This is a genomic window from Paracoccus jeotgali, from assembly GCF_002865605.1.
Lineage (GTDB): Bacteria > Pseudomonadota > Alphaproteobacteria > Rhodobacterales > Rhodobacteraceae > Paracoccus > Paracoccus jeotgali.
Window position 1 is genome coordinate 15,646 of the sequence record NZ_CP025583.1, and the last position, 21,855, is coordinate 37,500.

Annotated in this window: 23 protein-coding genes and 1 tRNA gene; 10 read left to right on the forward strand and 14 right to left on the reverse strand. The window is 63.9% G+C overall.

Translation table 11 applies throughout. The features are described from left to right. Window positions 1-240 precede the first annotated feature (240 nt). Window positions 241-1,665: a sensor histidine kinase gene (locus CYR75_RS00090; protein ID WP_101498303.1), complete on the forward strand. Its 1,425-nt coding sequence runs from the start codon at window positions 241-243 to the stop codon at window positions 1,663-1,665. Between the two features lie 61 nt (window positions 1,666-1,726). Then, window positions 1,727-1,803: transfer RNA gene (locus CYR75_RS00095), tRNA-Arg, on the forward strand. A 47-nt stretch (window positions 1,804-1,850) separates the two neighbouring features. Here the strand turns inward: CYR75_RS00095 and CYR75_RS00100 are convergent. The 8 genes from CYR75_RS00100 to CYR75_RS00135 form a co-directional block, all read right to left on the reverse strand. Then, complete coding sequence (locus CYR75_RS00100; RefSeq protein WP_101498304.1) at window positions 1,851-2,918, reverse strand: tyrosine-type recombinase/integrase; 1,068 nt, start codon at window positions 2,916-2,918, stop codon at window positions 1,851-1,853. 2 nt (window positions 2,919-2,920) lie between these two features. Continuing rightward, complete coding sequence (locus CYR75_RS00105; RefSeq protein ID WP_101498305.1) at window positions 2,921-3,166, reverse strand: helix-turn-helix transcriptional regulator; 246 nt, start codon at window positions 3,164-3,166, stop codon at window positions 2,921-2,923. Window positions 3,167-3,170: 4 nt separating this feature from the next. Further along, complete coding sequence (locus CYR75_RS00110) at window positions 3,171-3,365, reverse strand: hypothetical protein (RefSeq protein WP_101498306.1); 195 nt, start codon at window positions 3,363-3,365, stop codon at window positions 3,171-3,173. 12 nt (window positions 3,366-3,377) lie between these two features. Beyond that, the gene (locus CYR75_RS00115) at window positions 3,378-3,704 is read right to left on the reverse strand and encodes a DUF2190 family protein (protein ID WP_101498307.1); all 327 of its coding nucleotides are present in this window, start codon (window positions 3,702-3,704) and stop codon (window positions 3,378-3,380) included. Window position 3,705: 1 nt separating this feature from the next. Then, a complete protein-coding gene (locus tag CYR75_RS00120) occupies window positions 3,706-3,924 on the reverse strand; it encodes a phage head-tail joining protein (RefSeq protein ID WP_101498308.1) in 219 nt (72 codons plus the stop codon). After that, window positions 3,924-5,618 (reverse strand): phage major capsid protein, encoded by a 1,695-nt coding sequence (locus CYR75_RS00125; protein WP_158644529.1) that lies wholly within the window; start codon window positions 5,616-5,618, stop codon window positions 3,924-3,926. The genes CYR75_RS00120 and CYR75_RS00125 overlap by 1 nt, the downstream gene beginning before the upstream one ends. Window positions 5,619-5,727: 109 nt before the next feature. Continuing rightward, complete coding sequence (locus CYR75_RS00130) at window positions 5,728-7,086, reverse strand: phage portal protein (protein ID WP_101498310.1); 1,359 nt, start codon at window positions 7,084-7,086, stop codon at window positions 5,728-5,730. A 4-nt stretch (window positions 7,087-7,090) separates the two neighbouring features. Next, the gene (locus CYR75_RS00135) at window positions 7,091-7,648 is read right to left on the reverse strand and encodes a hypothetical protein (protein WP_101498311.1); all 558 of its coding nucleotides are present in this window, start codon (window positions 7,646-7,648) and stop codon (window positions 7,091-7,093) included. A 239-nt stretch (window positions 7,649-7,887) separates the two neighbouring features. Between CYR75_RS00135 and CYR75_RS15870 the strand changes: the two genes are divergently transcribed. The 3 genes from CYR75_RS15870 (at window position 7,888) to CYR75_RS00145 (ending at window position 9,037) form a co-directional block, all read left to right on the forward strand. Continuing rightward, window positions 7,888-8,211 carry a hypothetical protein gene (locus tag CYR75_RS15870; RefSeq protein ID WP_158644530.1) on the forward strand — a complete coding sequence of 108 codons (324 nt, stop codon included), beginning with the start codon at window positions 7,888-7,890 and terminating at the stop codon, window positions 8,209-8,211. Between the two features lie 84 nt (window positions 8,212-8,295). Then, the gene (locus CYR75_RS00140) at window positions 8,296-8,796 is read left to right on the forward strand and encodes a hypothetical protein (RefSeq protein WP_101498312.1); all 501 of its coding nucleotides are present in this window, start codon (window positions 8,296-8,298) and stop codon (window positions 8,794-8,796) included. Between the two features lie 37 nt (window positions 8,797-8,833). After that, a complete protein-coding gene (locus CYR75_RS00145; protein ID WP_101498313.1) occupies window positions 8,834-9,037 on the forward strand; it encodes a hypothetical protein in 204 nt (67 codons plus the stop codon). A 10-nt stretch (window positions 9,038-9,047) separates the two neighbouring features. On the opposite strand, the gene CYR75_RS00150 is transcribed toward CYR75_RS00145, so the two are convergent. The 4 genes from CYR75_RS00150 to mgtE form a co-directional block, all read right to left on the reverse strand. Then, window positions 9,048-10,835 carry a phage terminase large subunit family protein gene (locus CYR75_RS00150; RefSeq protein ID WP_101498314.1) on the reverse strand — a complete coding sequence of 596 codons (1,788 nt, stop codon included), beginning with the start codon at window positions 10,833-10,835 and terminating at the stop codon, window positions 9,048-9,050. Next, entirely contained in the window at window positions 10,825-11,349 is a 525-nt protein-coding gene (locus CYR75_RS00155) for a hypothetical protein (protein ID WP_158644531.1), read from the reverse strand. The genes CYR75_RS00150 and CYR75_RS00155 overlap by 11 nt, the downstream gene beginning before the upstream one ends. A gap of 193 nt (window positions 11,350-11,542) precedes the next feature. Then, entirely contained in the window at window positions 11,543-13,837 is a 2,295-nt protein-coding gene (locus tag CYR75_RS00160) for an AAA family ATPase (RefSeq protein WP_101498316.1), read from the reverse strand. A 294-nt stretch (window positions 13,838-14,131) separates the two neighbouring features. Next, window positions 14,132-15,469 carry a magnesium transporter gene (gene mgtE, locus CYR75_RS00165; RefSeq protein ID WP_101498317.1) on the reverse strand — a complete coding sequence of 446 codons (1,338 nt, stop codon included), beginning with the start codon at window positions 15,467-15,469 and terminating at the stop codon, window positions 14,132-14,134. A 271-nt stretch (window positions 15,470-15,740) separates the two neighbouring features. Between mgtE and ggt the strand changes: the two genes are divergently transcribed. Beyond that, entirely contained in the window at window positions 15,741-17,471 is a 1,731-nt protein-coding gene (gene ggt / locus CYR75_RS00170) for a gamma-glutamyltransferase (RefSeq protein ID WP_101498318.1), read from the forward strand. A gap of 67 nt (window positions 17,472-17,538) precedes the next feature. Here the strand turns inward: ggt and trpS are convergent, their stop codons facing one another. Next, complete coding sequence (trpS, locus tag CYR75_RS00175; protein ID WP_101498319.1) at window positions 17,539-18,558, reverse strand: tryptophan--tRNA ligase; 1,020 nt, start codon at window positions 18,556-18,558, stop codon at window positions 17,539-17,541. 98 nt (window positions 18,559-18,656) lie between these two features. Here trpS and CYR75_RS00180 point away from each other — a divergent pair, with 98 nt between their 5' ends. Continuing rightward, window positions 18,657-19,358, forward strand: a complete 702-nt coding sequence (locus CYR75_RS00180) for a rhomboid family intramembrane serine protease (protein WP_101498320.1) — start codon at window positions 18,657-18,659, stop codon at window positions 19,356-19,358. Here the strand turns inward: CYR75_RS00180 and CYR75_RS00185 are convergent. Further along, window positions 19,355-20,188 carry an enoyl-CoA hydratase gene (locus CYR75_RS00185; RefSeq protein ID WP_101498321.1) on the reverse strand — a complete coding sequence of 278 codons (834 nt, stop codon included), beginning with the start codon at window positions 20,186-20,188 and terminating at the stop codon, window positions 19,355-19,357. The two genes, CYR75_RS00180 and CYR75_RS00185, sit on opposite strands and share 4 nt — an antisense overlap. 61 nt (window positions 20,189-20,249) lie before the next feature. On the opposite strand from CYR75_RS00185, the gene CYR75_RS00190 reads away from it, so the two are divergent. The 3 genes from CYR75_RS00190 to rpsI all read left to right on the forward strand — a co-directional run bounded on the left by CYR75_RS00190 (window position 20,250) and on the right by rpsI (window position 21,810). After that, complete coding sequence (locus CYR75_RS00190) at window positions 20,250-20,669, forward strand: PaaI family thioesterase (protein ID WP_225972766.1); 420 nt, start codon at window positions 20,250-20,252, stop codon at window positions 20,667-20,669. Window positions 20,670-20,845: 176 nt separating this feature from the next. Continuing rightward, window positions 20,846-21,310, forward strand: coding sequence for a 50S ribosomal protein L13 (gene rplM, locus CYR75_RS00195; protein ID WP_101498323.1), 465 nt, complete (start codon window positions 20,846-20,848; stop codon window positions 21,308-21,310). A 2-nt stretch (window positions 21,311-21,312) separates the two neighbouring features. Then, window positions 21,313-21,810 carry a 30S ribosomal protein S9 gene (rpsI, locus tag CYR75_RS00200; RefSeq protein ID WP_101498324.1) on the forward strand — a complete coding sequence of 166 codons (498 nt, stop codon included), beginning with the start codon at window positions 21,313-21,315 and terminating at the stop codon, window positions 21,808-21,810. Window positions 21,811-21,855: the final 45 nt, after the last annotated feature.

Genomic DNA, 21,855 nt, shown 5'->3' on the forward strand with positions numbered 1-21,855 from the left:
CTCGGGCGCGGAAGGTCTGGGCTGGCGAATGCGACCATCCGCCCCACGCGACCGCGTCGGCTAACTCGAAGCCTGCGAAATAGGTGAAGCCATGGACCGAGTCAACGCCGCAATCGCGTCAGGCGCCGAAAAACCGCGCAGGGCGGGGTATACCCGACCACAAGCATTTGAAAAACCCGGTCACTGTCGCTAGGTGTTGGCCCGGCGGACCGGCGATCGGCCGCCCGGAGAGCCGCGCGAATGTCGATCGACACACTGACTGGCCGTTTTGCCGCGCTGACATTGCTGTTTGTCGCGCTGGCCGAGCTGTTCGTGCTGATCCCGGCGGTCTCAAACTTTCGTACCGACTATCTGCAGACGCGGCTGGAAAAGGCGCAGATCGCCTCGCTGGCCCTGCTGGCCGCGCCCGAGGATGAGAGCATCACCGCCGAACTGGAATCAGAGCTGCTGGCCAATGCCGGCGTCTATAACGTCGTGCTGCGCCGCGACGATGTGCGCCAGCTTGTGCTGTCCTCACCCCTGCCGGGGCCGGTGGCGGCGACGCATGACCTGCGCCAGCGCTCGACCCTGCGCAGCGCGCTGGCCGCCTTGCGCCAGCTTGCCGACCGCCGGGACGAGGTGATCCGCGTCATCGGCGCCCCGGTCAATCACGCCGGTCAGTTGATCGAGATCACGCTGTCCACCGGCCCGCTGCGGCACGCGATGGTCGAATACGGGCTGCGGGTGCTGATCGGCTCGGCCGTGCTGATCGCGCTGACGGCGGCGCTGCTGAACTTGGCCGCGCAGCGCCTGATCCTGAAACCGATCCGCCGGGTGATCCGGCACATGGCCAGCTATTCCGCCGCGCCCGAGGATGCGCGTCTGATCATCAAGCCCGCCGCCCGCATCACCGAATTGCGAGAGGCCGAATCGGCGCTCGCCTCAATGCAGACGACGCTGACCCAGGCGTTGAAGCAGAAAGAGCGGCTGGCCGGGCTGGGGCAGGCGGTGGCCAAGATCAGCCATGATCTGCGCAATATCCTGACCACCAGCCAGATCTTTGCCGACCGGCTTGAGGACAGCGCCGATCCCGCCGTGCGGCGGGCGGCGCCGAAGCTGGTGAACTCGATCAGCCGCGCGGTGAACCTGTGCGAAACCACGCTCGCCTTCGGCAAGGCCGAGGAGCCGCCGCCGACGCTGTCGCGCTTTGACCTGCGCGGGCTGGCCGATGACATCACCGAGGCTGAGTTGCTGCTGCTCGACCGCGCGGCGGGGCCGCCGCTGGTCGATTTTGTCACCGATATCAGCCCGAATCTGGTGATCCGCGCCGACCGCGACCAGTTGCACCGCGTGTTGTCGAACCTGATCCGCAACGCCCGCCAGGCGATCGAGGCCAGCGGCCGCCCCGGCACCATCGAGATCGCGGCGGCCGAGACCGATCACGATTGGCAGATCCGCGTCGGCGACAGCGGCCCCGGTCTGCCGCAAAAGGCGCGCGACTTTCTGTTCCAGCCCTTCACCAGCACCACCCGCAAGGGCGGCAGCGGGCTGGGGCTGGTCATCGCCGCCGATCTGGTCCGCGGCCATGGCGGGCGGCTGGAGCTGCTGCGCAGCGACGGGAACGGCACCGAATTCTGCATCACCCTGCCACGCGGCTCGCTGGGCGAAAATCTGGCGGATGGATGAGATTTTCCGCTTTTGGGGGTTGCACCCCGCAGCGCTGCAATCTAGTTAGCCGTCCTACAGCGGACCCGTAGCTCAGCTGGATAGAGCACCAGACTACGAATCTGGGGGTCGGGCGTTCGAATCGCTCCGGGTCCGCCATTAATCCAGAAATTTCGTTGATCGTCAGCCGCTTGCGGGACTGATTGTCAAACCGCCTCTGCGGGTTTGACAGTTGCAGTGTCGTCTTCGGTTTTCCCGAGCGCAAGCATAGCCCGCGCTGCGAGATCTTTTCGGCTGGCTGCGACAGTGTATCGAGTCACCTCTGCCAGGGATCTATGGCCGGAAATGGCCATGATTTCGTGAGCGGTGCATCCCGCTTCCGCCAGGCGACGGCACGTAGCTTTCCGCAATCCGTGCGGCGACAGCCCGTCCGGCAGGCCCGCTTCCCGCACCATCTGCCTAAACCAGTTGGTGAAGCCTGCGGGCACGAACGGCTTGCCCTGCGCGGTCATCAGGAAGGTCAGGTTATCGAGCGGCAGCTTGTCCAGCAGCGCCTTCAGGTCCGGGTGCAGGGGAATATGCACGTCCTGCCCGGTCTTTTGCTGCGTGATCGACAGGACGCCGCTGCGGACATGCTGCCGCCCCATACGAACGACATCGCTGCGCCGCTGGCCGGTGTAAAGCAACAGCATCAGGGCGAGGTGTGCCCGGCTTCCGGCCTCGTGCTTCGCGGTGAAGGTAGCGATGTGATCCTCTTCCCACGTCAGGAAGCCGCCGCTTTTGCGCTTCGGCTTGCGAACGCCCTGCGTCGGATCATCCCCGCGCCAGCCAAGATCGACTGCGTGACGCATCAGCAGGTGAATCATCCGCAACATGTTTCCGGCTGCGGCGGGCGTGTCCGTCATGCCGCTGATGATGTTCTGCACGTGCCGCTTTTCCATGTGCGCAACGCGCTTGTCGCCATGGGCGAGGCGGAAGCGTTCGAGGATGCCGCGATAAGTCGTCTTCGTGGAGTCAGCCAAGCCTGTGAAGTCGCCCGTTCGATAGTAGCTGGCGACAAGTGCCGCAATGGTGCCGGGTTTGGATCGGCTTAGCCCAGCTTCGAGTCGTTCGCCCGCTGCCGCCTTATCGTAAGCCGCCATGAAGTCAGGACTCCAAGGCAGGCCCGGCAGGGCGATGCGGGAAAAACCAGGGCGGCGGTAATACCAGCGGATCTTGCCGTGCCGGTCTTCGAATCCTTGGCAATATTTTGGAGGCTTCCGCATCTGCTTCATGCTCAGTCCCAATCGTTCGTTTCGGGGACTGAATCCTCGCCCGGAAGGTCGTCAAACGCCAAGTCCAAAGCGCGCACGTCCCAAATCTTGCGGGTGCCGACGCGCTTGGGACCGGGCATTTCGCCAGCAATCACCATCTTGTCGAAAGTCGTAGGGCTGACGCCGATGTAGCCCGCCGCCTCGACACGCGACAGCCCACGCCGGGAAGGCGGTGCAATCGGTGAAGAGGGGCGGGCTTCCATCTGCATCGGTTCAGCCTGCGAACGTCGTGCCGTCTGCCTTGGCTTGCGCTTCGGCATGGGCTTTCACTTCGTCAGCAGTCGCGGGGCGTGCCGACTTCAGCGCGTCGAACTGCTTGGCCTCGGAAGGGGTGGCTTCGAAGACCGTGCGGGCAGGAATGACTTCCTCGCCACGGATGATCTTCGTTTTCGAGAACAGTTTAGCCATGGTCGTTTTTCCTCAAAAGCCGCTAAGGCGAACGCGGACGGTTGCAGTGCTGGCGGGTGCGGCTTCGACAGCCACGCCCAGTTTCGTGTTGCCGCTGGCGGTGCTGGTCGCGAGGCCGGAGTCCGCGTTCCAGTGGACAGCCGCGCCGACTGGGAAGGCGTTGGCTGCGATCTTGGGCAGTTCGAAGACGCCCGTGACCGACACGTCAACAGCTTCACCGGCCAGTGCATCGCCGCCCGCAACGCCCTTGATCTCGCCCGCGATGACCACGCCGCCCGACAGGACGACAGCGGGGGCGGGGATGGTGAGCGTGTCGCCCTTCTGGATGTAGTTGCGCATGTTAAAGCCCTTTCGAGGTTTGCAGCCGGATCAGCGCCATCCGTCCGCGTTGAAGTTGTGCAATCTCGGAGTCCAGCGCTGCGATTGCCCGCTCAATCTCGGCCTGCGACCGATACTGAACCGACTCCCCGTTGCTGTCGGTGAAGCTGCGGACGCTCGAGAACCGGGCGTCCTGTAGTTCCTCGCGGAACTGGTGAAGGCGATAGACGCGCCCGTCCATCACGCACCCGCCGCACGGTAAGAGCCGCGCCAGTCAAGCCAGCCGCAGCCGAAGTCCAGCCATGCCCGGAACTTCATGCCAAGCTGGTCCCATGCTTCCTGACGTTGGATCTGCACGCCTTGGGCTGCCGACAGATAGGCATATTGCAGCGACGGCACGCGGGACGGATCGGCCATCAGATACCAAGCATTGCCGGTCAGGCGCGGCTCGACCACGGGGATCAGCTTGCCTGCGAAGGCGGCAACATCATCGGTCGTCGCGGCATAGATCGAGGCAAGCAGCTTTTCGGCAGTGGTTTCGAGGTCAGGCGACACGATCAGGTAACGCGGCTTGGCGTCGATGATGGTCTTGCCGTCCAAACCCTTGACCCTCCGCATGTGCTTGCGGGCTGCCGACAAGGCCGCTTCGGTCAGAGCCGAACCTGCGCCCGTGCCCACATTGCCCCGGCTGGCGTGGAAAACCGGCTGCCCATCGGACAGAACCGGATTGCCGGTCAGCAGCGCGACCAGTTCGTCAGCCTCAGTCTGCGCGGCGGCTTGGCCCATTGCAGCGGTCATGTCGCCCAGAAGGCCCAGATCGTCGTCGATCAGCAGCTTGCGGCTGGCGTTGATTGCCCGCCCGAAGGTGCGCAGCGACATCGACTCGCCCGCCTCGGCGCGGGTCGTGTGGGTGAACTCTCCATGTTCCGTCATCTCTTCGAATCGGCCCATCTCGCCAAGGCGGACGGCAGTCGAACTTTTGAAGTTCGGAAGCGTCCGTTGACGGGCAAGCGCCTTCAGCGGGCTTTCGGCTGCCTGATAGGCTTGGGCCGCAACCTTGCCCATCGCGTTCGAGACCAGCAGCGGGAAGTCGGACGTGCCGTGCATCGACCGCGTGAAAATCTCATCCGCCGACAGTCCACGAGTCGAGGTGCCCGCCCGTTGCAGGGCATCGGCAGCCAGATCGCGCAGCGACATGTTGACGAATTCGCGGCTGGCTTCTGGCAGGTCGCCGCCCGTCATGCGGAAGGCCAGCGCATCGGCAGCGCGCGTCTGGATCTCTGCCGGGTTGTCGTGCGACTGGCGGACGCGGATGCGCGGGGCTTGGCACGTCATCATCGCTTCACGGGCAGCGGTGCGGACTTCTTCGTCCGTCACGGCTTCTTCGCCCAGATCCTCACCCCAGGTTTCGGGCAGGTTGCAGGCGCTGCGCAGCGTGTCGATCAGCGCAGCGCGGGTTACGAGGTCAAAGGGCATTTCTGCGCTCCTATGGATGATTGCATTGCGGTCGGCAGGCACCGGCACAAGGCTGACCTCCAAGAGCCGCCATTTGCTGGCAGTCTTGATCCTTGTGCCGTCAGGGTTCCGGGTCTCGCGCCAGGCGAGAACTTGATAGCCAGCGGAGACGTGGCGCAAACTGCCATCCGTAATCCGCTGGCGAAGGGGTTCGACATCTTCCGCCATGCTCAAGCGCAGGGTGGCGCGCACGGACGAACCGTCGATAGTCAGCCCGTAAGCCCGGCCAACGGTTTCGCGGGCGGATTGCCGATGGTCCGTCAGCAGCGGGACATCCTCATCAGCCTCAAACAGCAGGCCAGCCGGGTCGAGAACTTCGAGGAAAGGCCCCCGACTGTCGCGGCGCTGAACAGGAGTCCCGGTTGCCACAACAGCCGTCACGGTCAAAGCTTCAGGGTCGAGTGTCCCGGCCAGCGGCATCTTGCGCGTCAGCCGTTCGCCTGTCGTGCCATCTGGCGCGGGCGTATGGATGGGCTTCACATCGCGGATGCGGGACGCGCGGTCGGGATTGCCGGTCAGTGTGACGCGCTCATTCATCTTTGTTTACCTTTTGTTCAACAAAATGTTGAATAGGGCTGCTGAAGGTCAGGCCCAGCGACGTTTCGCGCGCCCGGTCGGCGGCAATTTCGGCGTCCAGCTTTTCGATGGAATAGCCCAGTGCGCTGACAGCTTGGCGGCGGCTCATCAGCCCGGCTTCCATCTGTTCGATAACCGCGCGGGCATCCTTGGCCGGATCGACCCACGGCTGAGCGGGCGGGATGAATTCCACGTCAAACAGTTCGTCGCTGAACTCTAGCCCCAGTTCCAGCGCCGCCATGGTCGCCACCCGACGCCAGACCGGATCGAGGAACTGCGGAACAAGCGTCTGAAACTGGTAGCGTTCGACGCGCTGGCGGAATGCGACAAGAGCCGCCCGCAAGCTGCTGTAGTTCGCTTGGGAAACGTCAGACGTGACCAGCCAGACCGGCACACCTACACCCGACGCGATGCGGTGGGTCAGGTGGCGCAGGAACTCGCCTGCCTGCTGCGACTGCTGCGGCGCGACGGCATGGACCTTCCAGTTGCCCGCCAGACGCAGGATCGCACCGGGTTCTAGGCTCTGCCCGTCTGCCAGCGGATCGTCGGTTGCAACGTCGGATTCGTTGGTTAGGATTACCGACAGCAGTGCCGCGATCTTGGTTTGCGTCAGCAATGCGTCTTCGGCGCTGTCCAGTTCGGCCAGGGCCAGAAGGATCGGGGCGAGCGGGCTGACACCACGGACAGCGCCAGGGCCAGCGGGTTCGAAAACCTGCATCATGTCGGCAGCGTCCACCCTGACAGGCGGGGCATAGGTGGCCTGAATCGCGTCCGGGCGGGTCGGGTGGACGTGGAAGGCGATAGCCGCCCCGTCATCGTTCAATTCGACGCCTGCCGCGATGGAGTCGGTCGTCAGATCCGCGACCTGTTCCGGGGGCAGTTGCAACAGCTTGTCACCGCGCCACATGGCGAAGGCTTCGCCGTCGATGCGCTGGGCTTTCACGATAGCGGTTTGCATGGCCCAGAAGTCGCCCCGCCCGCTGGCATCGGCCCGCTTGGCCCATCGGGCAAAATAGGCGTCCAGAGCCTTCCGCGTTTCGGGGTCGCTGTGCTGGCTGGTCGGGACCATGCCCGCGCCGATGGTGGCGTCTACCCAAGCTGCGATAGCAGAGACCGCAAGCGCGTTGTTTTCGGCGGCATGGCGGGCGCGGCTGCGGATCGAGGAACTGGCCGCGATGGTTTCCGGACCATAGCTGGCAAATCGGTTCTGCCCCGCGTTGAACCGGGTTCGGCTGGCCGTGGCAGCGTCATAAGCGCGAACCGCAGATGGCTTTTCAGGGGCGCGATTGAGGATGCGCGACAGCAGGCCCATGGGATCAGCCTTTCGCAAACAGCGGAAGGATTTCGGCGATCAATTCGGAGGCGGGCAGCGAAAAGCGCGCGATCTCCGGCTTCGGACCTTTGCCGATCAGGCGCAGCGCGTTGTCAGCGCGCGCTTGGCTTTCCGGGTCGATTTCCCGATCAGACTTCCAATCAGCCCGGACAAAGACCGTCCGCTCTGTCGTCATGATGATGTGAAGGGCGAACTCTTCGCCGGCTTCGACTCGCTGGATCGCCTCGGCAGCGTGGGAGACGCCCATTTGGCCGCCGCTCGGCAGCTTCTCACGACGCTCACCCGAGCCGCTGAGCCAGCGCGTCAGCGTATCAATCGAGGCGCGGGGGATGCCGAATTCCGATGCGATCTGCGCAAGTCGGATCGTTGCGGCGGCGGCGCGATCATACAGGAAAATGCGCCCCTGCTGAGTGGTCGGCGGCAGGAAGTGACGCTGCACTAGGTTGCGAAGACCTTTCTCGAACTGCGCGTGGTGCTCATCCTCTACATCGTCGTGACGAGCAAGGCGGGCAGCGATCTCGGCAAGCGTGTAATCGGCCATGGCTGAATCTCCTTTCGTCTCTATATCTCACGGATGAGTTGACGAGTCCAGATGTTTCTGCCATATAGGTTTCAGTCCCAAGTTCCAGAGAACGGACGGGGCGGCGCAGGTCGCCCCGTCCACCCACCCCATCGGAACCGTTCGTCCTCCTGGCGCACCCGATGGCGAAAGGCCCTCGTCTCGCTGTCTGGGTCAGCAGGGCGGGGGCCTTTCTCATTCTGAGAGGCAAAGGAATGACCATGCCAGACGTGCTAGAGGCTTCAGCTAAGATCGACCGGCGCTTTGCCCGCCGCTTTCCCCAGCGCCAATGCTGGTTGCGACCTGCAACACCTGCAGAACGAAAGCAGCTTTTCGCGGCATCGCTGGAAGGGCTTCAACCGTGTATGGCGATCTGGCGAACGGGGGCTGACTACATGTGCTTTCCATTTTTGAGCACGTCATCAGATGTTGCAGACGCTTATGAAGGTGCGGCGGCTGAGACCGTAGTTAAGGCTGCTCAAGCACTACGTGAAGGCGGGATCGCGCGCATCATCGCGGCTCGGTCGGGACGCCTGATTCGCTAACGACGAGCGGCGAGACATCCACTTGCAATGCTTGCGCCGCTGAGACCTGAGGGGCTATAAGCGCATCGTTTAGCCGGATTGCGCATGTTTGAATCTCTTCTGCCTCACGCTGACTTCATGCCGCGAATCCAACAGCACGGGCCGCATCGCTGGGCAGAGGAGACCATCGGGCATAATCGCGTTGTGGGGCGGGTTTACGCCCTTAGGGTCACCTTGTGCGGGTATGGGTTCTGCGAAGATTTAGGCGACGAAGCTGCGGAACTAGTGTTTACGGTTTGTGCTTACGACGCGCTTGATCCAGAGGCAGAAGAGGAAGTGTTCTACTCAGGCAGCGAGACTAAGCAGCACTTCTCAGACAAGCCATTTCGCAAGAAAGTCATTAAACTTATTGCTACCCTGGGCTGCCATCTGGTGGAAGATGTAAAGCCTAAAAGGCTGATTTTCGTGACGAAATTCCCTGCTCTTCCTCTTGCAGCTGCGCCGAAGTACGAGTTGCTCTGTGAGAAAATCCTTGCGCTTGGGTACACGTGCTCTAAATATGAGACTACCGATCGAAGGCAACTCTGGGACATGCGTAGGACTTAGAGTAGGTACTCGTGGTGCGGCGTGCATGGAGCGCAAGATGAGCAAGCATAAGCTGGAACAGCAGGTTGTCGACCGCGTAGTGTCGAACCACCTTGAACGACTGAAAGCGATAACCGCTTCGACAAAGTCGGATCGGGCTCACCGTATGCGCGTGATCTCCCAATACAATGAAATGGTGGAGCATCCTAATCGGCACTTTGAGTTCGATTGGTTCATGGAGCAGCGCAAGCTTCGGGCATAAGTGTACCTCCCTATCGGACTAACCAGTTCGAGTGCGTTATTCTAACAGGTTTTCTGGGTGCGGCAGGCGAGGAAAGTTCCTCCTGCCGCCTTCTCTTATCCGCCGTCACGAGAGACCGTGCCGCGACAGCATAAGTCGCACAGTCTAGCGCTTCGACCCTGCGCCCGCTAAGGCGGTGCCATTCGAGGACCGGGACGCCCTTGCTGTAGCGGGTCCGCAGCCGTTCGCCCGTGATCTGTTCCGCCCATGACGCACTCAGACTGTCGCTGAACCGCATTGTGCCAGAGGTGACGAGACCCATGATCCGACGCTTGACCGAGTCCACGCCCACAAGCTGAAGGCGCAGCCATTTCTTGCCCGGCACGTTACCTAGGCGGGCCGGCGGCTCACGGAAGCCCGAGATGCCCTTGCACGCGAAGACGCGCTGCGATGCCCGGCCCCGGCAGAACTCATAGACCGCTTCTGATGTCTGACCATCCCCCGAGTCGATCAGGGCCGCGTCATAGCGTAGCATTCCGCCTGCGGGATGCTGGAACGTCCGCGCTAGCAGATCCGACAGCCCTAGCCAGAGGTCCGGCCCGAACGGATTGCCCCAGATGATTTCGTGCGCCAGGACGATTGGCGCGTCCTCCGCTGTCCAGCCCAGCGTTGAGACCTCTAGCCGGTCATGCTGCACGTCCACGCCAGCCGTCAGGGCGATGACCTCAGACGGCACCCGGTCTAGCCCGACAGGTTCTAGGCGGCTGAGAATTTCGGCATCGTCCATGCCGTCGCTGTCATCGCGCCAGACCTGACCGGCAACCGTGTTGATCCACGTCTTGAGGGTGGCCGGGTCGCGCTTGGCTGCCAAAAACTCGGACGCCAGCACGCCCCAAGCTGCTGTTGACAGGATGGACGCGCCGAAGGTGTTGAGCCGGTAACTGTGATGTCCCGTGACCTCGGGGCGGGTCGCCCGCCACCTGCCGCGCTCAATCATCGCGGGCTTGCCGGACTCTTCCGTGATGCAGCCACAAGACGGGCAGACAAAATAAGCGTCCTGCGGCTTTCCTTCCGGCCAATGGATCATGGACCACGCCAGTTCGTGGAAGTCGCCGCAGTGCGGGCATGGCAGTTCCCAGACGCGGCAGTCGCCATCCTCATAGGCGCGGGCGATCCGGCTTGTCGCTTCATCGACAGGAGTCGAGGCCATGACGATCTTGCGGCGGGTGCCGTAGGTCATTGTTCGACGGATTGCGAGCGACACAGGGTCGCCCTCATCGCCTGCTGACATGTCGAGCCCGTCCACCTCATCGAGCCACAGGACGCGGGCCGTCCGCGCGCGCAGGTTCTTGGGGCTCGCGCCAGAGATCAGCGCCAAACTGCCGCCAGGATAATGCCGCGAAAGCATGGTGTCCCGTCCGCTGACGTTCTCTGTCAAGGCTGACCGCAAGGCGGGACTGGCGGCAAAGGTCGGCTCGATAATCGAGGTCAGCAACATGCGGCAGTCGGACTCGGACGGCATGACGACAAGCTGCGGGGCCGGATCGTTCAAGGCGAAGTGCCCGATGCCTGCGACCATCAACTGTGTCGCCCCGACTCGGGCACTCTTGAGGATCGTGACACGCTCGACGCGCGGATCGCCTATCGAGCGGGCGACTTCGCGCTGCCACGGCATCAGGACCATGCGCCCAGACTGCGCCGCGACAGTAGCGGGCAGCCGGACATTCGACTCGACCCAATCCCCAAGGTCGAGATGCGCCGGGGGCTTCAGCGCCGCATAGAGGTCAGCGCGCAGTGTGCGGAAGGTTTCAGCGTTCATCGTGGAGTCCTTCCAGCGCCAAGCGCATTTCTTCTTCAAGGATCACGGCGGCGTCAAGGTTCAGCCCAGCGCGGGCCGCAACACGTGGCGGGATAGCGAGGATCTGGGACCGCAAATCCGTCGCGACCGTGACCCATTCCGCACGCACCTCCGAAACTGCCACCATCTCGCCAGCGGCCAAACGGTTCTTCTGTTCTTGCGCTGTCGCCTGCGCGCGGGTGAGCCGCAGCTTTTCCGCCTTCAGTTCGTCACTGGCCGCAGAAGCGGGACTGCCGTTGCGCGATGCAGCTTCCCGCAGGCGCGAAACGTAGCGGCGGACGGACTCGTGAACATCATAGCGCCCCCGATTTGAGCGAACGAAGACGCCCTCACGCGCCTTGGTTCGAACCATGCTCAGAGACAGCCCCAGAAGCTCGCTCATGCCTCTTTCGTCCAGCTCATAGACCGATGGTGCGGAATCGGCAGAAGGGGCCTCTGAGGGGCTGGTTTCGCCGCCCAGCAGGTCATCGAACATCTCAGAGTGTACGCTCATGCCGGATTCCCCATTTCGAAAAGTTTTGAAAAGCGAAAACCTCTGCGGCTCCGCGTCCCCCGCAAGCCGTGCCCCCAAGGGAAGGACCCGCACGACCTCACAACCCACAAGGGCTGCTGGCCTTCCTTGCGCGATCTCACAACCGTTTCTGCTGCGCTCATCATTCCAGCCTTCATCACAGGACTCCTTGCCCCGCATCGTCCGGACAATCGGACACTCCTAAAGGAGTGTGTCCGAGTCCGTCCGGATTTCGACGCTTTGCCATCTCGGACAGTCCGGGATTTGTCCGGACAGAGTCCGGATTGTCCGGCTCGCCTAGGTCATCGAAGTCGTCGGCATGATCGTCTTCGATCCGATAAGCGCCATCTTGGAAGATCACGCTGCCCTTCTGGACCAGTCCCTTTAGCGCCCTGTCCGTCACGCGCCTGCGGCTGTCCGGATTGTCCGAGGATGAAACCTTACGGCTGTCGATGCAGAGCGGACGCAGTTCGGCTTCCGTCACTTCGCCGCCCGATAGGTGGATCACGTCGAGCACGGCGCGTTCTGCCGCTGTCAACTTCACCGCCTGCGGTGCTGACGATGCGTCCAGTTCCTCGCAACGGGGCAGGGTAATCGCATCCCCGTCTTCATCCTTGCCGCCATCTTCGACAGCGATACGGAAGGCGATGTCGCGGTCACAGGTGCCGTTGCGGTTCTTGGTGAGCTTGCCCCGGATCACGCCGCTGTCATCCCGCTTCACATGCAAGGCGACATCTAGCGCACCATTCAGCAGGCTATGCCCGCGCGGGGTAGCGCCTTCGGCCTTCGTGTCGTGATGGATCAGCACGACTGCCGCGCCCCATTGCGTCAGCTTGCGGGCCACTGCCACGACGCGCCCCATCGCCTCGGCGCTGTTTTCCTCCAGGCCGGGAAAGGCCATTGCCAGCGTGTCGATGACGATCAGCTTGGGCAGACGTTCCTTCACCGCCGCGACCAGTGCCGCGAGGTCGGGCGACTCCACCGCCAGCAGGTTCGACACGCCTTCGACCAGGTGGAAGTCGGGCGCGTCATAATGGGCCAGCCGCAGGGCCTTCACCCGTCCGCGCATCCCGTGCGGATCTTCGGCAGCAACATAGAAGACGCCCCCGGCCTTGCAGCGCATCCCGAACGCTTCCCGCCCTTGGGCGACAGCATAGGCGAGGGCAGGGGCCAGTAGCGATTTGCCAGCACCCGGCGCACCAAAGATGCAGCCAACGTCACCCTCAGCGATCAGGCCCTTGATCAGATAGGACCGCGCTGGGGCTGCATCGCACTCGGCAGGCGTCAGGAAGGTCAGCCGTGCGGGCTTCTTTGCCTTGGCGGCTGGCGCGTCAGGCTGGTCTTCGAAGTCCGCGTCCAGATCGTCATACTGGTCCGGCTCTTGCCAGCCGAACGCCTTGGCGCGGATCATGATCGTCCCGCCGCCCGTGTTGCCAGCGCGCCCGGCTTTCAAGCTGCGCCAAATCTTCGCGCATTCGACCCGGCTATAGCTGGGGTTCTGTTTTGCCCATTGGCAGAAGGCGTCAAAGCCTTTACGCGACCCATCCGACTCCTCATGCAGCGCCATGCCGATGTCGCGGAAGTCCATCCATCCCGGCGCGCCATCGTTCGGAATATGGCTCAGCGCGGAAAGGACGACATCCCACGACTTGCCGCACTTGCCCTGTCCTTTGCGATCAGGAATGTCGCCGCCCAGGATGTCGTCGAACATGTCAGCGACGACTGCCCCACGCTTGCCGATTGCGGGTACGTCCGATGCAGTGTCGATCGCGCGTCCTTCGACCAGATGCACCTCGGGATCGCTGCCGATGCCGCCGAAGTAATAGCTTTGAGACCTAGCGAACGACTCGTTAGCAAGGATGCCGCCCAGCGCGCCGTTGACGCGGGCGCAGAGGGCATCACGCTCTTGGGGCGTCACTGGGGCTGAGGTCGGGACCAGCACCCGCCAGCGGGGCGCGTCGGGCTTGTGCGACGGGGTAGTGTAGACCAGCGCGGCGATGTCAGCAGCCTTCAGCATCTGGACTGCTTCAGAGGCCGTCACGCCCCCGGCGTCATAGTCGCCTTCTATACCGTGGATCGTGCCAAGGTTGCCGTCATGGCGAAGTGAGCCCTTTTCCGTCCGCTTGTCTCCGAACGTCGCCAGCTTCAGCAGGGGTAACGCCGCCTTGCTGTCAGCCCGCATCCTGCGGATGACACCGGCCAGCGTCCGAAGGCTCATTGCATCGGTGCTGAGGCGCTTGGCGTGGACGTTGGAAAAGCGCGTGACCGCAAGGGGCGCATCGAGCGGCGAAAGCCCCCCTAGCAATCCGTCCACATCGTGATACATTGCGGTCTGAGGTTGTGTGACTTCCTCTGAGACTTTCGACCCGGTTGCGCCCGCCAGCGCGCCGGGTCTTGTCGTTTCAGGGCTTCCGCTTAGCAGATCCTCGAATTGATCTAGATGCATTCCCATGTGCAGTTCCTCTGTTGAGGCCCCGCAAACGGGTTGACGATCTCAAAGAAAATCCTTGGAAAGCAATGGCAAAAACTCGAACGGTTTGACACGTCAGCATGTTGTTCTTGCTAACTTGTTTCATTTGCTCCGGGTCCGCCATTGTTTTTCCGAGAAAGAATAGTGTGAACCTCTCCGCTGATGCGGTGGGGTTTTGCGGGGTCTAGACGGTATGCCGTGCCTGCGTCGCCAGCCCGTCAAGACTGGGCGACGCAGGACGGCACGCGTGGGAGCTGCGCCCTGTGCAGCCGAGTCCTAAAGATCCAGCACCGCCGTCGCGATCGAGAAGTAGATGAGCACGCCCATCGCGTCCGAGATTGTCGTCACCAGCGGACCGCTGGCGGTGGCGGGGTCGAGGCGCAGGCGGCTGAGCAGGAAGGGCAGCGACATGCCGACGGTCGAGCCGATGATCACGACCGTCAGCATGGTCAGCCCGACGACCAGCCCGATCTCGTATCCGCCGCGCCAGATGCCAAGCGGGACCACGACCAGCATCATGGTCAGGCCAAGCGCGCCTGCGACGGCCAGTTCGCGCAGGATCAGGCTGCCCCAATCCTTCATCGCGACATCGCCGGTGGCCAGCGCCCGCACCATCAGCGTGGCCGATTGCGAGCCGGCATTCCCGCTGCTGTCGATCAGCAGGGGCAGGAAGAACACCAGCGCGACATAGGCGAGGATCGTGTCCTCGAAATAGGAAATTCCGGCGCCCGAAAACAGGTTGCCAAAGACCAGCAAAACCAGCCAGAACACGCGCCGCGAATACAGCATCCCGATGGTCGCGCTGCGCAGGCTTTCCGAAAAGGGGCGCACGGTCGAGATGCGCTGGAAATCCTCAGTCGTGGCGGCCTGCATGGCGTCGGCGGCATCGTCATGGGTGACGATGCCGACCAGCCGGCCATCGTCATGGATGACCGGGATCGAGGCGAGGTCATAGCGCTCGATCGCCTTGGCCACATCCTCTTGGTCGGTGTCGACGGTGACCGAGACCGGGTCGCGGCGCATGATGTCGCCGACATGGGCGCTGTCGGGGGCGACGATCAGCTGATGCAGCTCGACCGAGCCCAGCAGCACGCCCTCATCATCGACGATATAGGGGCGCGAGATCGCCTCGCGCTTGACGGCCTGGGCGCGCAGGGCCTCGATGGCCTGTTGCGGCGACATGCGGGCGTCGATGGTGGCGAAATCGGTGGTCATTAGCGAGCCGGCGGTGCCTTCCTCGTGCGAGGAGAGGCGGCGGATGTCGTCGCGCACCGACTGCGGCAGGTTTTCCAGCAGCGTGGCCTGGCTGCGCCGGTCCATGTGCTTGAACAGGTCGGTCCGGTCGTCGCTGTCCATCTGGGTGACCAGATCGGCCAGGTCGCGTGCCGGCATCCTGGCCGCGAACTCGACCTGCAGCGGCAGATCGAGATGGGCGAACACCACCGCGCGGCGGGGCAGGGGCAGCTTGCCCAACTGCCGCTGCGCCTGCGCGGCGGGCAGACCGGCCAGCCATGCGGCGACATCGACCGAGGGCGCGGATTTGCGGAACTGCCGGGTATCGCGCGCCGAGGCGGGAGACACCTGGTCGGTGACGCTTTTCAGACCGTTGCTCATCCCCGCACCTCGTTTTTCTGGGCCAGACCTGCATCTATAGGCCAGTGCCGGGGCTTGCAAAACCTAAAGTGGTGCGCGGGTGTTGTGGGTAGCGCCGCCGGTCAGAGGCGGCGGTGCCGAACAGAAGTTGTCATGCGGTTTTCCGCGCCCGCGCAGCCGCTCAAAGGCACCGCAGATGCCGCCTCACCCGTCCCGCCTCGCCTTCGGGGTTGACCCAAGCGGCTTTCCTCGGTCGACTGGCGTTGTTTCGATTGAGAGGGAGGGTTTTTCGATGAAGATATTCAGCTATCTGCCGCTCGGGCTGGCGGCGTTGTCGCTGGCGGCCTCGCCATTGCTGGCGCAAGAGGCGGCCATCTATTCCGGCATGGACCGGGTTCACCCGGTCTGGGCCGAAAACGGGCTGGTCGCGGCGCAGGAACAGGTGGCGGCCGAGGTCGGACGCGATATTCTGGCGCAGGGCGGCAATGCCGTCGATGCGGGGGTGGCCGTGGCCTTTGCGCTGGCCGTAACCCTGCCGCGGGCCGGCAATCTGGGCGGGGGCGGCTTCATGCTGGTCCATGACGCCGAAACCGGCGAGACCCACGCCATCGACTATCGCGAGATGGCCCCGGCCAGCGCCAGCCGCGACATGTTCCTGGACGCCGAGGGCAATGCCGACAGCGAGCTGTCGCGCTATAGCGGTGCGGCCTCGGGCGTGCCGGGCACGGTTGCGGGGATGAAGCTGGTGCTGGACGAGTTCGGCAGCATGGAGTGGGCCGACGTCATCGCGCCCGCGATCAAGCTGGCCGAAGAGGGCATCACCGTCACCCCCGATCTGGCCGACAGCCTTGAAGCGATGCAGGAGCGGCTGACCAAATATCCCACTGCCGCCAAGATCTTCTATAAGGAAGACGGCGCGCTGTTCCGGCCCGGCGACACGCTGGTGCAGGCCGATCTGGCGCAGACCCTGAAGACCGTGGCCGAAGAGGGGCCGGACGGCTTCTACAAGGGCCGGATCGCCGAGGCGATTGCGAAATCCGTCACCGATGCGGGCGGCCAGATCACCGTCGAAGACATGGCGAACTACAAGGCCGTCAAGCGCGAGCCGGTCAAGGGCACCTATCGCGGCTATGAGATTGTCTCGATGCCGCCGCCCTCGTCCGGCGGGGTGCATCTGATCCAGATCCTGAACGCGCTGGAAGGCTATCCGATCGGGGCGCTCGGCGCGAACTCGTCCGAGACGATCCACCTGATGGCCGAGGCGATGAAGCTGGCCTATGCGGACCGGTCGGAATATCTGGGCGACCCGGATTTCGTCGATGTGCCGGTCGATGTGCTGACCAGCAAGGAATATGCCGAGGGCATGCGCGACAAGATCAGCGCGGCCTTTGCCACGCCGTCGCAGCAGATCAAGCCGGCGGACCTCGCGCCCTACGAATCCGACCAGACGACCCATTATTCCATCATCGACAAGGCAGGGAACGCGATCTCGAACACCTATACGATCAACTTCTCTTACGGGTCGGGACTGGTCGCGGACGGGACCGGCGTGCTGATGAACAACGAGATGGATGATTTCTCGGCCAAGCCCGGCGTGCCGAACGCCTATGGTCTGATCGGCGGCGACGCGAACGCGGTCGAGCCGGGCAAGCGGCCGCTGTCGTCGATGACGCCGACCATCGTCAACAAGGACGGCAAGGTCTGGCTGGTCACCGGCTCGCCCGGTGGGGCTCGGATCATCACCACGGTTCTGCAGGTCATCATGAACATGATCGACCATGACATGAACGTGGCCGAGGCCAGCACCGCCGCGCGCATCCATCACCAGTGGCTGCCGGACGAGTTGCGGATCGAAGAGGGGATCAGCCTCGACACCCAGCGCGCCCTGCAGGCCAAGGGTCACACCATCTCGCTGGATGAGGTGATGGGCTCGACACAATCGGTGATGCAGGATCCCGAAAGCGGCTATCTGCTGGGTGCGTCCGATCCGCGCCGGGCCGGGGCGGCGACGGTGGGCTATTAAGCTGACACCTGCCTGAAACGGGACAGGGCCGGATCGCTCCGGCCCTGTTTTCATTTGTTGCAGCCTGTCAGCGCGACAGGATCATGCCCATGATCTCACGCGTGCGCGCGGTGATGGGGGACGAGATCCCCTCGGCCTTTTCCGCGCCCTGACCCAGAATGCGGTCGATCTCGGCCGGGTCGGCCAGAAACTCGGCCATCCGGCCCGAAATGGGCCCCAGAACCGAGACCGCGACATCGGCCAGCGCGGGCTTGAAGCTGCCGAAGCCTTGGCCTTCGAACCGGGCCAGCACGTCGGCGGGCGCCTCATTGGCGAGGGCCGCGTAGATATTGACCAGGTTGCGCGCCTCGGGCCGGTCCTTCAGCGCGTCCATATCGCCGGGCAGGGGCTCGGCATCGGTGCGGGCCTTCCGGAATTTCTGGGCGATGGTGTCGGCGTCGTCGGTCAGGTTGATGCGGCTGGCATCGGAAGGGTCGGATTTCGACATCTTCTTGCTGCCGTCGCGCAGCGACATGACCCGCGTCGCCGGGCCTTCGATCACCGGCTCGGGCAGGGGGAAGAAGTCGACGCCGTAATCATGGTTGAACTTGGCGGCGATGTCGCGGGTCAGCTCGACATGCTGCTTCTGATCCTCGCCCACCGGGACATGGGTCGCGTGATAGGCAAGGATGTCGGCGGCCATGAGCGCGGGATAGGCGTAAAGCCCAAGGCTGACCGCCTCGGAGTTCTTGCCGGCCTTGTCCTTGAACTGCGTCATGCGGTTCATCCAGCCCAACCGCGCCACGCAGTTCAGCAGCCATGCCAGTTCGGCATGGGCCGGCACCTGGCTCTGGTTGAACAGGATCGAGCGCTGCGGGTCGATGCCGGCGGCCATGAAGGCGGCGGCGGCCTCTCGGGTCTGCTGGCGCAGGGCGTCGGGGTCCTGCCAGACGGTGATGGCGTGCAGATCGACGAGGCAATAGACCGTCTCGACCCCCTGATCCTGCCGTTCGGCAAAGCGCTTGAGCGCGCCCAGATAGTTGCCAAGCGTCAGATGCCCCGAGGGCTGGATGCCGGAAAAAACGCGGGGGGTCGGGGCTTGGGTCATGGCGGGCCTGCTTGGAAAATCCTCGCGGTTGGCTTAACGCTGCGGGCAGGCGGGCGCAACAGCCCTGCGACTGCGTGCCCGAACGGGAAGGAACCGACATGCGCCCCGGATATGACGAATCGCCGATCAACGCCATTTCGCCGGTGGTCTGGCTGCTGGTCCTGCCCATGATCGCCACCGAGGCCGTGTTCGGTCTGGGCGCCATCGGCTTCATCGGCGGCGCGCAAGGGATCGGGCTGCGCCTGAACGGGCTGGAGCTTGCGGCCTATATCCCGCAACTGCCGGTGCGGATGTGGGAGCTGGGCGTCTTCAACCTGCGCCACGCCGCGCGGGTGCTGACCTATCCCTTTGTCCATGGCAGCCTGACGCACGCGCTGTTCGTCATCGTCTTTACGCTCGCGTTGGGCAAGATGGTGGCCGAGCAGTTCCGGCCTTGGGCGCTGCTGGCGCTGTTCTTCGGCTGCGCCATCGGCGGGGCGGCGGTCTATACCATCTTTGGCCAGATCGCAGGGATCGAGCTGGCCCCGCTGATCGGCGGCTATCCGGCGGTCTATGGGCTGGTCGGCGCGTTCACCTTTCTGCTGTGGGTCCGGCTGGGGATCGAGAACGTCAACCGGCTGCGCGCCTTCACCCTGATCGGGATGCTGCTGCTGTTCCAGCTGGTCTTCGGGCTGCTGTTCGGCAATGCTGGCTTTGGCTGGATCGCCGAGATCTCGGGCTTTTTCATCGGCTTTCTGCTCAGCTTCGTGCTGGTGCCGGGCGGGTGGGGCAGGGCGATGGTCGCCCTGCGCCGCCGTTAGGCCCGAACCGGATCGCTGCCGGGTGCCGCTTCTTCCTCGGCCGTGTCATCCCAGTCCGGCCGCCGCTTTTCCAGAAAGGCGTTGATGCCTTCATCGGTGTCGCGCAGCATCATGTTGGCGACCATGGTATCGCAGGCGGCCTCGTAAGCGGACGGGGTGTCGTGGCCGAGCTGTTCATAGAACCCGCGCTTGCCCATGCCCATGGCCGAGGGCAGCTTGGCCGCGATCTTCTCGGCCAGCGCCATGGTTTCGTCTGCCAGCTTCTCCGCCGGGACGGTGCGGTTGACGAGGCCCAGCCGCGCGGCCTCCTCGGCCGACAGGAACTCGCCCGTGGCGAGCATGTGGAAGGCTGCCTTGCGCGGAATGACCCGCGACAGCGCCACGGCGGGGGTCGAGCAGAACAGACCGATATCGATGCCGTTCACCCCGAAGCGCGCCTTTTCCGAAGCAATCGCCAGATCGCACGAGGCGACAAGCTGGCAGCCGGCGGCGGTGGCCACGCCCTGCACCTCGGCGATGACCGGCTGGGGCAGGGTCGAGATCAGCTGCATCAGCTGGCTGCACCCGTCGAACAGCGCCACATAGCCGGCCCGTCCGCCATCGCGGTTGGCGCGCGCCGCCTGCATCTGGCGCAGATCGTGCCCGGCGCAAAAGGCTTTCCCCTCGGCCGCCAGGATCACCACCCCGATCTCGTCATCATTGGCGATGGTCGCGAGCGTCGTGTACAGCCCCGCGATCATCTCGGCCGACAGCGCGTTGAAATTCGTCGGGCTGTTCATCACCAGCCGCGCAATCGGCCCGGTGTCGTTGCGTAAGATCAGTTCGGACATGGTTGATTTCCTTCTCGCCTCATCGGCAGCATAGGGCCAAAGCGGCGACGGAGGAAAGCGCGTGGACGTAAAGATGGATGCAAAGGCGCTGAATGCCTTTCTGGCCGAGGATTTTTCGCAGGTGGCGCCAGAGTTCAGCGTGACGCGGATCACTGATCACGGGCTGGTGGTGCGGCTGGCGGTGGGCGACCGGCATCTGCGGCCCGGCGGCACGGTGTCGGGGCCGACGATGTTCGCGCTGGCCGATCTGGCGATCTATTGCGCGATCCTGTCGCGGATCGGCAAGGTCGCCTTGGCAGTAACGACAAATGCCAGCATGGATTTCATGCGCAAGCCCGAGGCCGGGCGCGATCTGCGGGCCGAATGCCGCCTGCTGAAGCTGGGCCGCAACCTCGCCGTGGCCGATGCGCTGATCTTTTCCGAAGGCGCCGAGCCCCCCGTCGCCCGCGCCGCCATGACCTATGCGATTCCGCCGCGGTAAGGGTCTGGCGCGTAAAGCGCGCCGTCTTACAGCAGCGAAAGCTGTGGTAAATAATTACCTATCTGCCAAGCCCTTGGTTTCGCAGGCTTAATCCGCGTCGGTTTGTCTTGACCTGACCGGCGCGATCGCCGATACACCCCCATCTCGAACATGAATTCCCCCAAAAGGGCACCGAAATGAAAACCTACACCGCAAAACCGGCGGATATCGAGAAGAAGTGGATCCTGATCGACGCCGAGGGCGTCGTGCTGGGTCGTCTCGCCTCGATCGTCGCCACGCGCCTGCGTGGCAAGCACAAGCCGACCTTCACGCCGCACATGGATATGGGCGACAACGTCATCATCATCAACGCCGACAAGGTGCAGATGACCGGCGACAAGCGTGACGAGAAGAAATACTACTGGCACACCGGCCATCCCGGCGGCATCAAGCACCGCACGGCCCGCCAGATCCTTGAAGGCGCCCACCCCGAGCGGGTCGTCACCAAGGCGGTCGAGCGTATGATCTCGCGCAACAAGCTGGGCAAGCAGCAGATGTCCAATCTGCGCGTCTATGCCGGGACCGAGCATCCGCACGAAGCCCAGCAGCCCGAAGTCCTCGACGTCAAGTCGATGAACAAGAAGAACACCCGGAGCGCGTAATCATGGCCGAAGACATCAAATCCCTCGACCAGCTGAAAGAAGCGGTCACGGACAGCGCGGCCCCGGTCGCGACCGAAACCGCCGCCGCCCCGCGCGAGCCGGTGCGTGACCAGTTCGGCCGCGCCTATGCCACGGGCAAGCGCAAGGACGCCGTCGCCCGCGTCTGGGTCAAGCCGGGCAACGGCAATATCATCGTGAACGACAAGCCCGCCAGCGAGTACTTCGCCCGGCCGGTGCTGCAGATGATCCTGCGTCAGCCCTTCGACGTCGCCGGCGTGGGCGGGCAGTATGACGTCGTCGCCACCGTCAAGGGCGGCGGGCTGTCGGGCCAGGCCGGTGCGGTCAAGCATGGCATTTCGAAGGCGCTGCAACTGCACGAGCCGGGCCTGCGCGCCGCGCTGAAGGCAGCCGGCTTCCTGACTCGCGATGCGCGTGTCGTGGAACGCAAGAAGTACGGCAAGGCCAAGGCCCGCCGCAGCTTCCAGTTCAGCAAGCGCTGATCGTCAGGCCGCCACGGCTTCGACAGGATATTGGGCGCGACCTTC

Bases quoted from the DNA above. Each gene is read 5' to 3' on its own strand.
- CYR75_RS00140 (WP_101498312.1), top strand. From the start codon at position 8,296: ATGTTTGAATCTCTTCTGCCTCACGCTGACTTCATGCCGCGAATCCAA.
- trpS (WP_101498319.1), bottom strand. From the start codon at position 18,558: ATGACCCAAGCCCCGACCCCCCGCGTTTTTTCCGGCATCCAGCCCTCG.
- CYR75_RS00100 (WP_101498304.1), bottom strand. From the start codon at position 2,918: ATGAAGCAGATGCGGAAGCCTCCAAAATATTGCCAAGGATTCGAAGAC.
- CYR75_RS00120 (WP_101498308.1), bottom strand. From the start codon at position 3,924: ATGGACGGGCGCGTCTATCGCCTTCACCAGTTCCGCGAGGAACTACAG.
- CYR75_RS00130 (WP_101498310.1), bottom strand. From the start codon at position 7,086: ATGGGCCTGCTGTCGCGCATCCTCAATCGCGCCCCTGAAAAGCCATCT.
- mgtE (WP_101498317.1), bottom strand. From the start codon at position 15,469: ATGAGCAACGGTCTGAAAAGCGTCACCGACCAGGTGTCTCCCGCCTCG.
- CYR75_RS00115 (WP_101498307.1), bottom strand. From the start codon at position 3,704: ATGCGCAACTACATCCAGAAGGGCGACACGCTCACCATCCCCGCCCCC.
- CYR75_RS00160 (WP_101498316.1), bottom strand. From the start codon at position 13,837: ATGGGAATGCATCTAGATCAATTCGAGGATCTGCTAAGCGGAAGCCCT.
- CYR75_RS00145 (WP_101498313.1), top strand. From the start codon at position 8,834: ATGAGCAAGCATAAGCTGGAACAGCAGGTTGTCGACCGCGTAGTGTCG.
- CYR75_RS00135 (WP_101498311.1), bottom strand. From the start codon at position 7,648: ATGGCCGATTACACGCTTGCCGAGATCGCTGCCCGCCTTGCTCGTCAC.
- CYR75_RS15870 (WP_158644530.1), top strand. From the start codon at position 7,888: ATGCCAGACGTGCTAGAGGCTTCAGCTAAGATCGACCGGCGCTTTGCC.
- CYR75_RS00125 (WP_158644529.1), bottom strand. From the start codon at position 5,618: ATGCCGCTGGCCGGGACACTCGACCCTGAAGCTTTGACCGTGACGGCT.
- CYR75_RS00180 (WP_101498320.1), top strand. From the start codon at position 18,657: ATGCGCCCCGGATATGACGAATCGCCGATCAACGCCATTTCGCCGGTG.
- ggt (WP_101498318.1), top strand. From the start codon at position 15,741: ATGAAGATATTCAGCTATCTGCCGCTCGGGCTGGCGGCGTTGTCGCTG.
- CYR75_RS00150 (WP_101498314.1), bottom strand. From the start codon at position 10,835: ATGAACGCTGAAACCTTCCGCACACTGCGCGCTGACCTCTATGCGGCG.
- rpsI (WP_101498324.1), top strand. From the start codon at position 21,313: ATGGCCGAAGACATCAAATCCCTCGACCAGCTGAAAGAAGCGGTCACG.
- rplM (WP_101498323.1), top strand. From the start codon at position 20,846: ATGAAAACCTACACCGCAAAACCGGCGGATATCGAGAAGAAGTGGATC.
- CYR75_RS00110 (WP_101498306.1), bottom strand. From the start codon at position 3,365: ATGGCTAAACTGTTCTCGAAAACGAAGATCATCCGTGGCGAGGAAGTC.
- CYR75_RS00155 (WP_158644531.1), bottom strand. From the start codon at position 11,349: ATGTTCGATGACCTGCTGGGCGGCGAAACCAGCCCCTCAGAGGCCCCT.
- CYR75_RS00090 (WP_101498303.1), top strand. From the start codon at position 241: ATGTCGATCGACACACTGACTGGCCGTTTTGCCGCGCTGACATTGCTG.
- CYR75_RS00105 (WP_101498305.1), bottom strand. From the start codon at position 3,166: ATGCAGATGGAAGCCCGCCCCTCTTCACCGATTGCACCGCCTTCCCGG.
- CYR75_RS00185 (WP_101498321.1), bottom strand. From the start codon at position 20,188: ATGTCCGAACTGATCTTACGCAACGACACCGGGCCGATTGCGCGGCTG.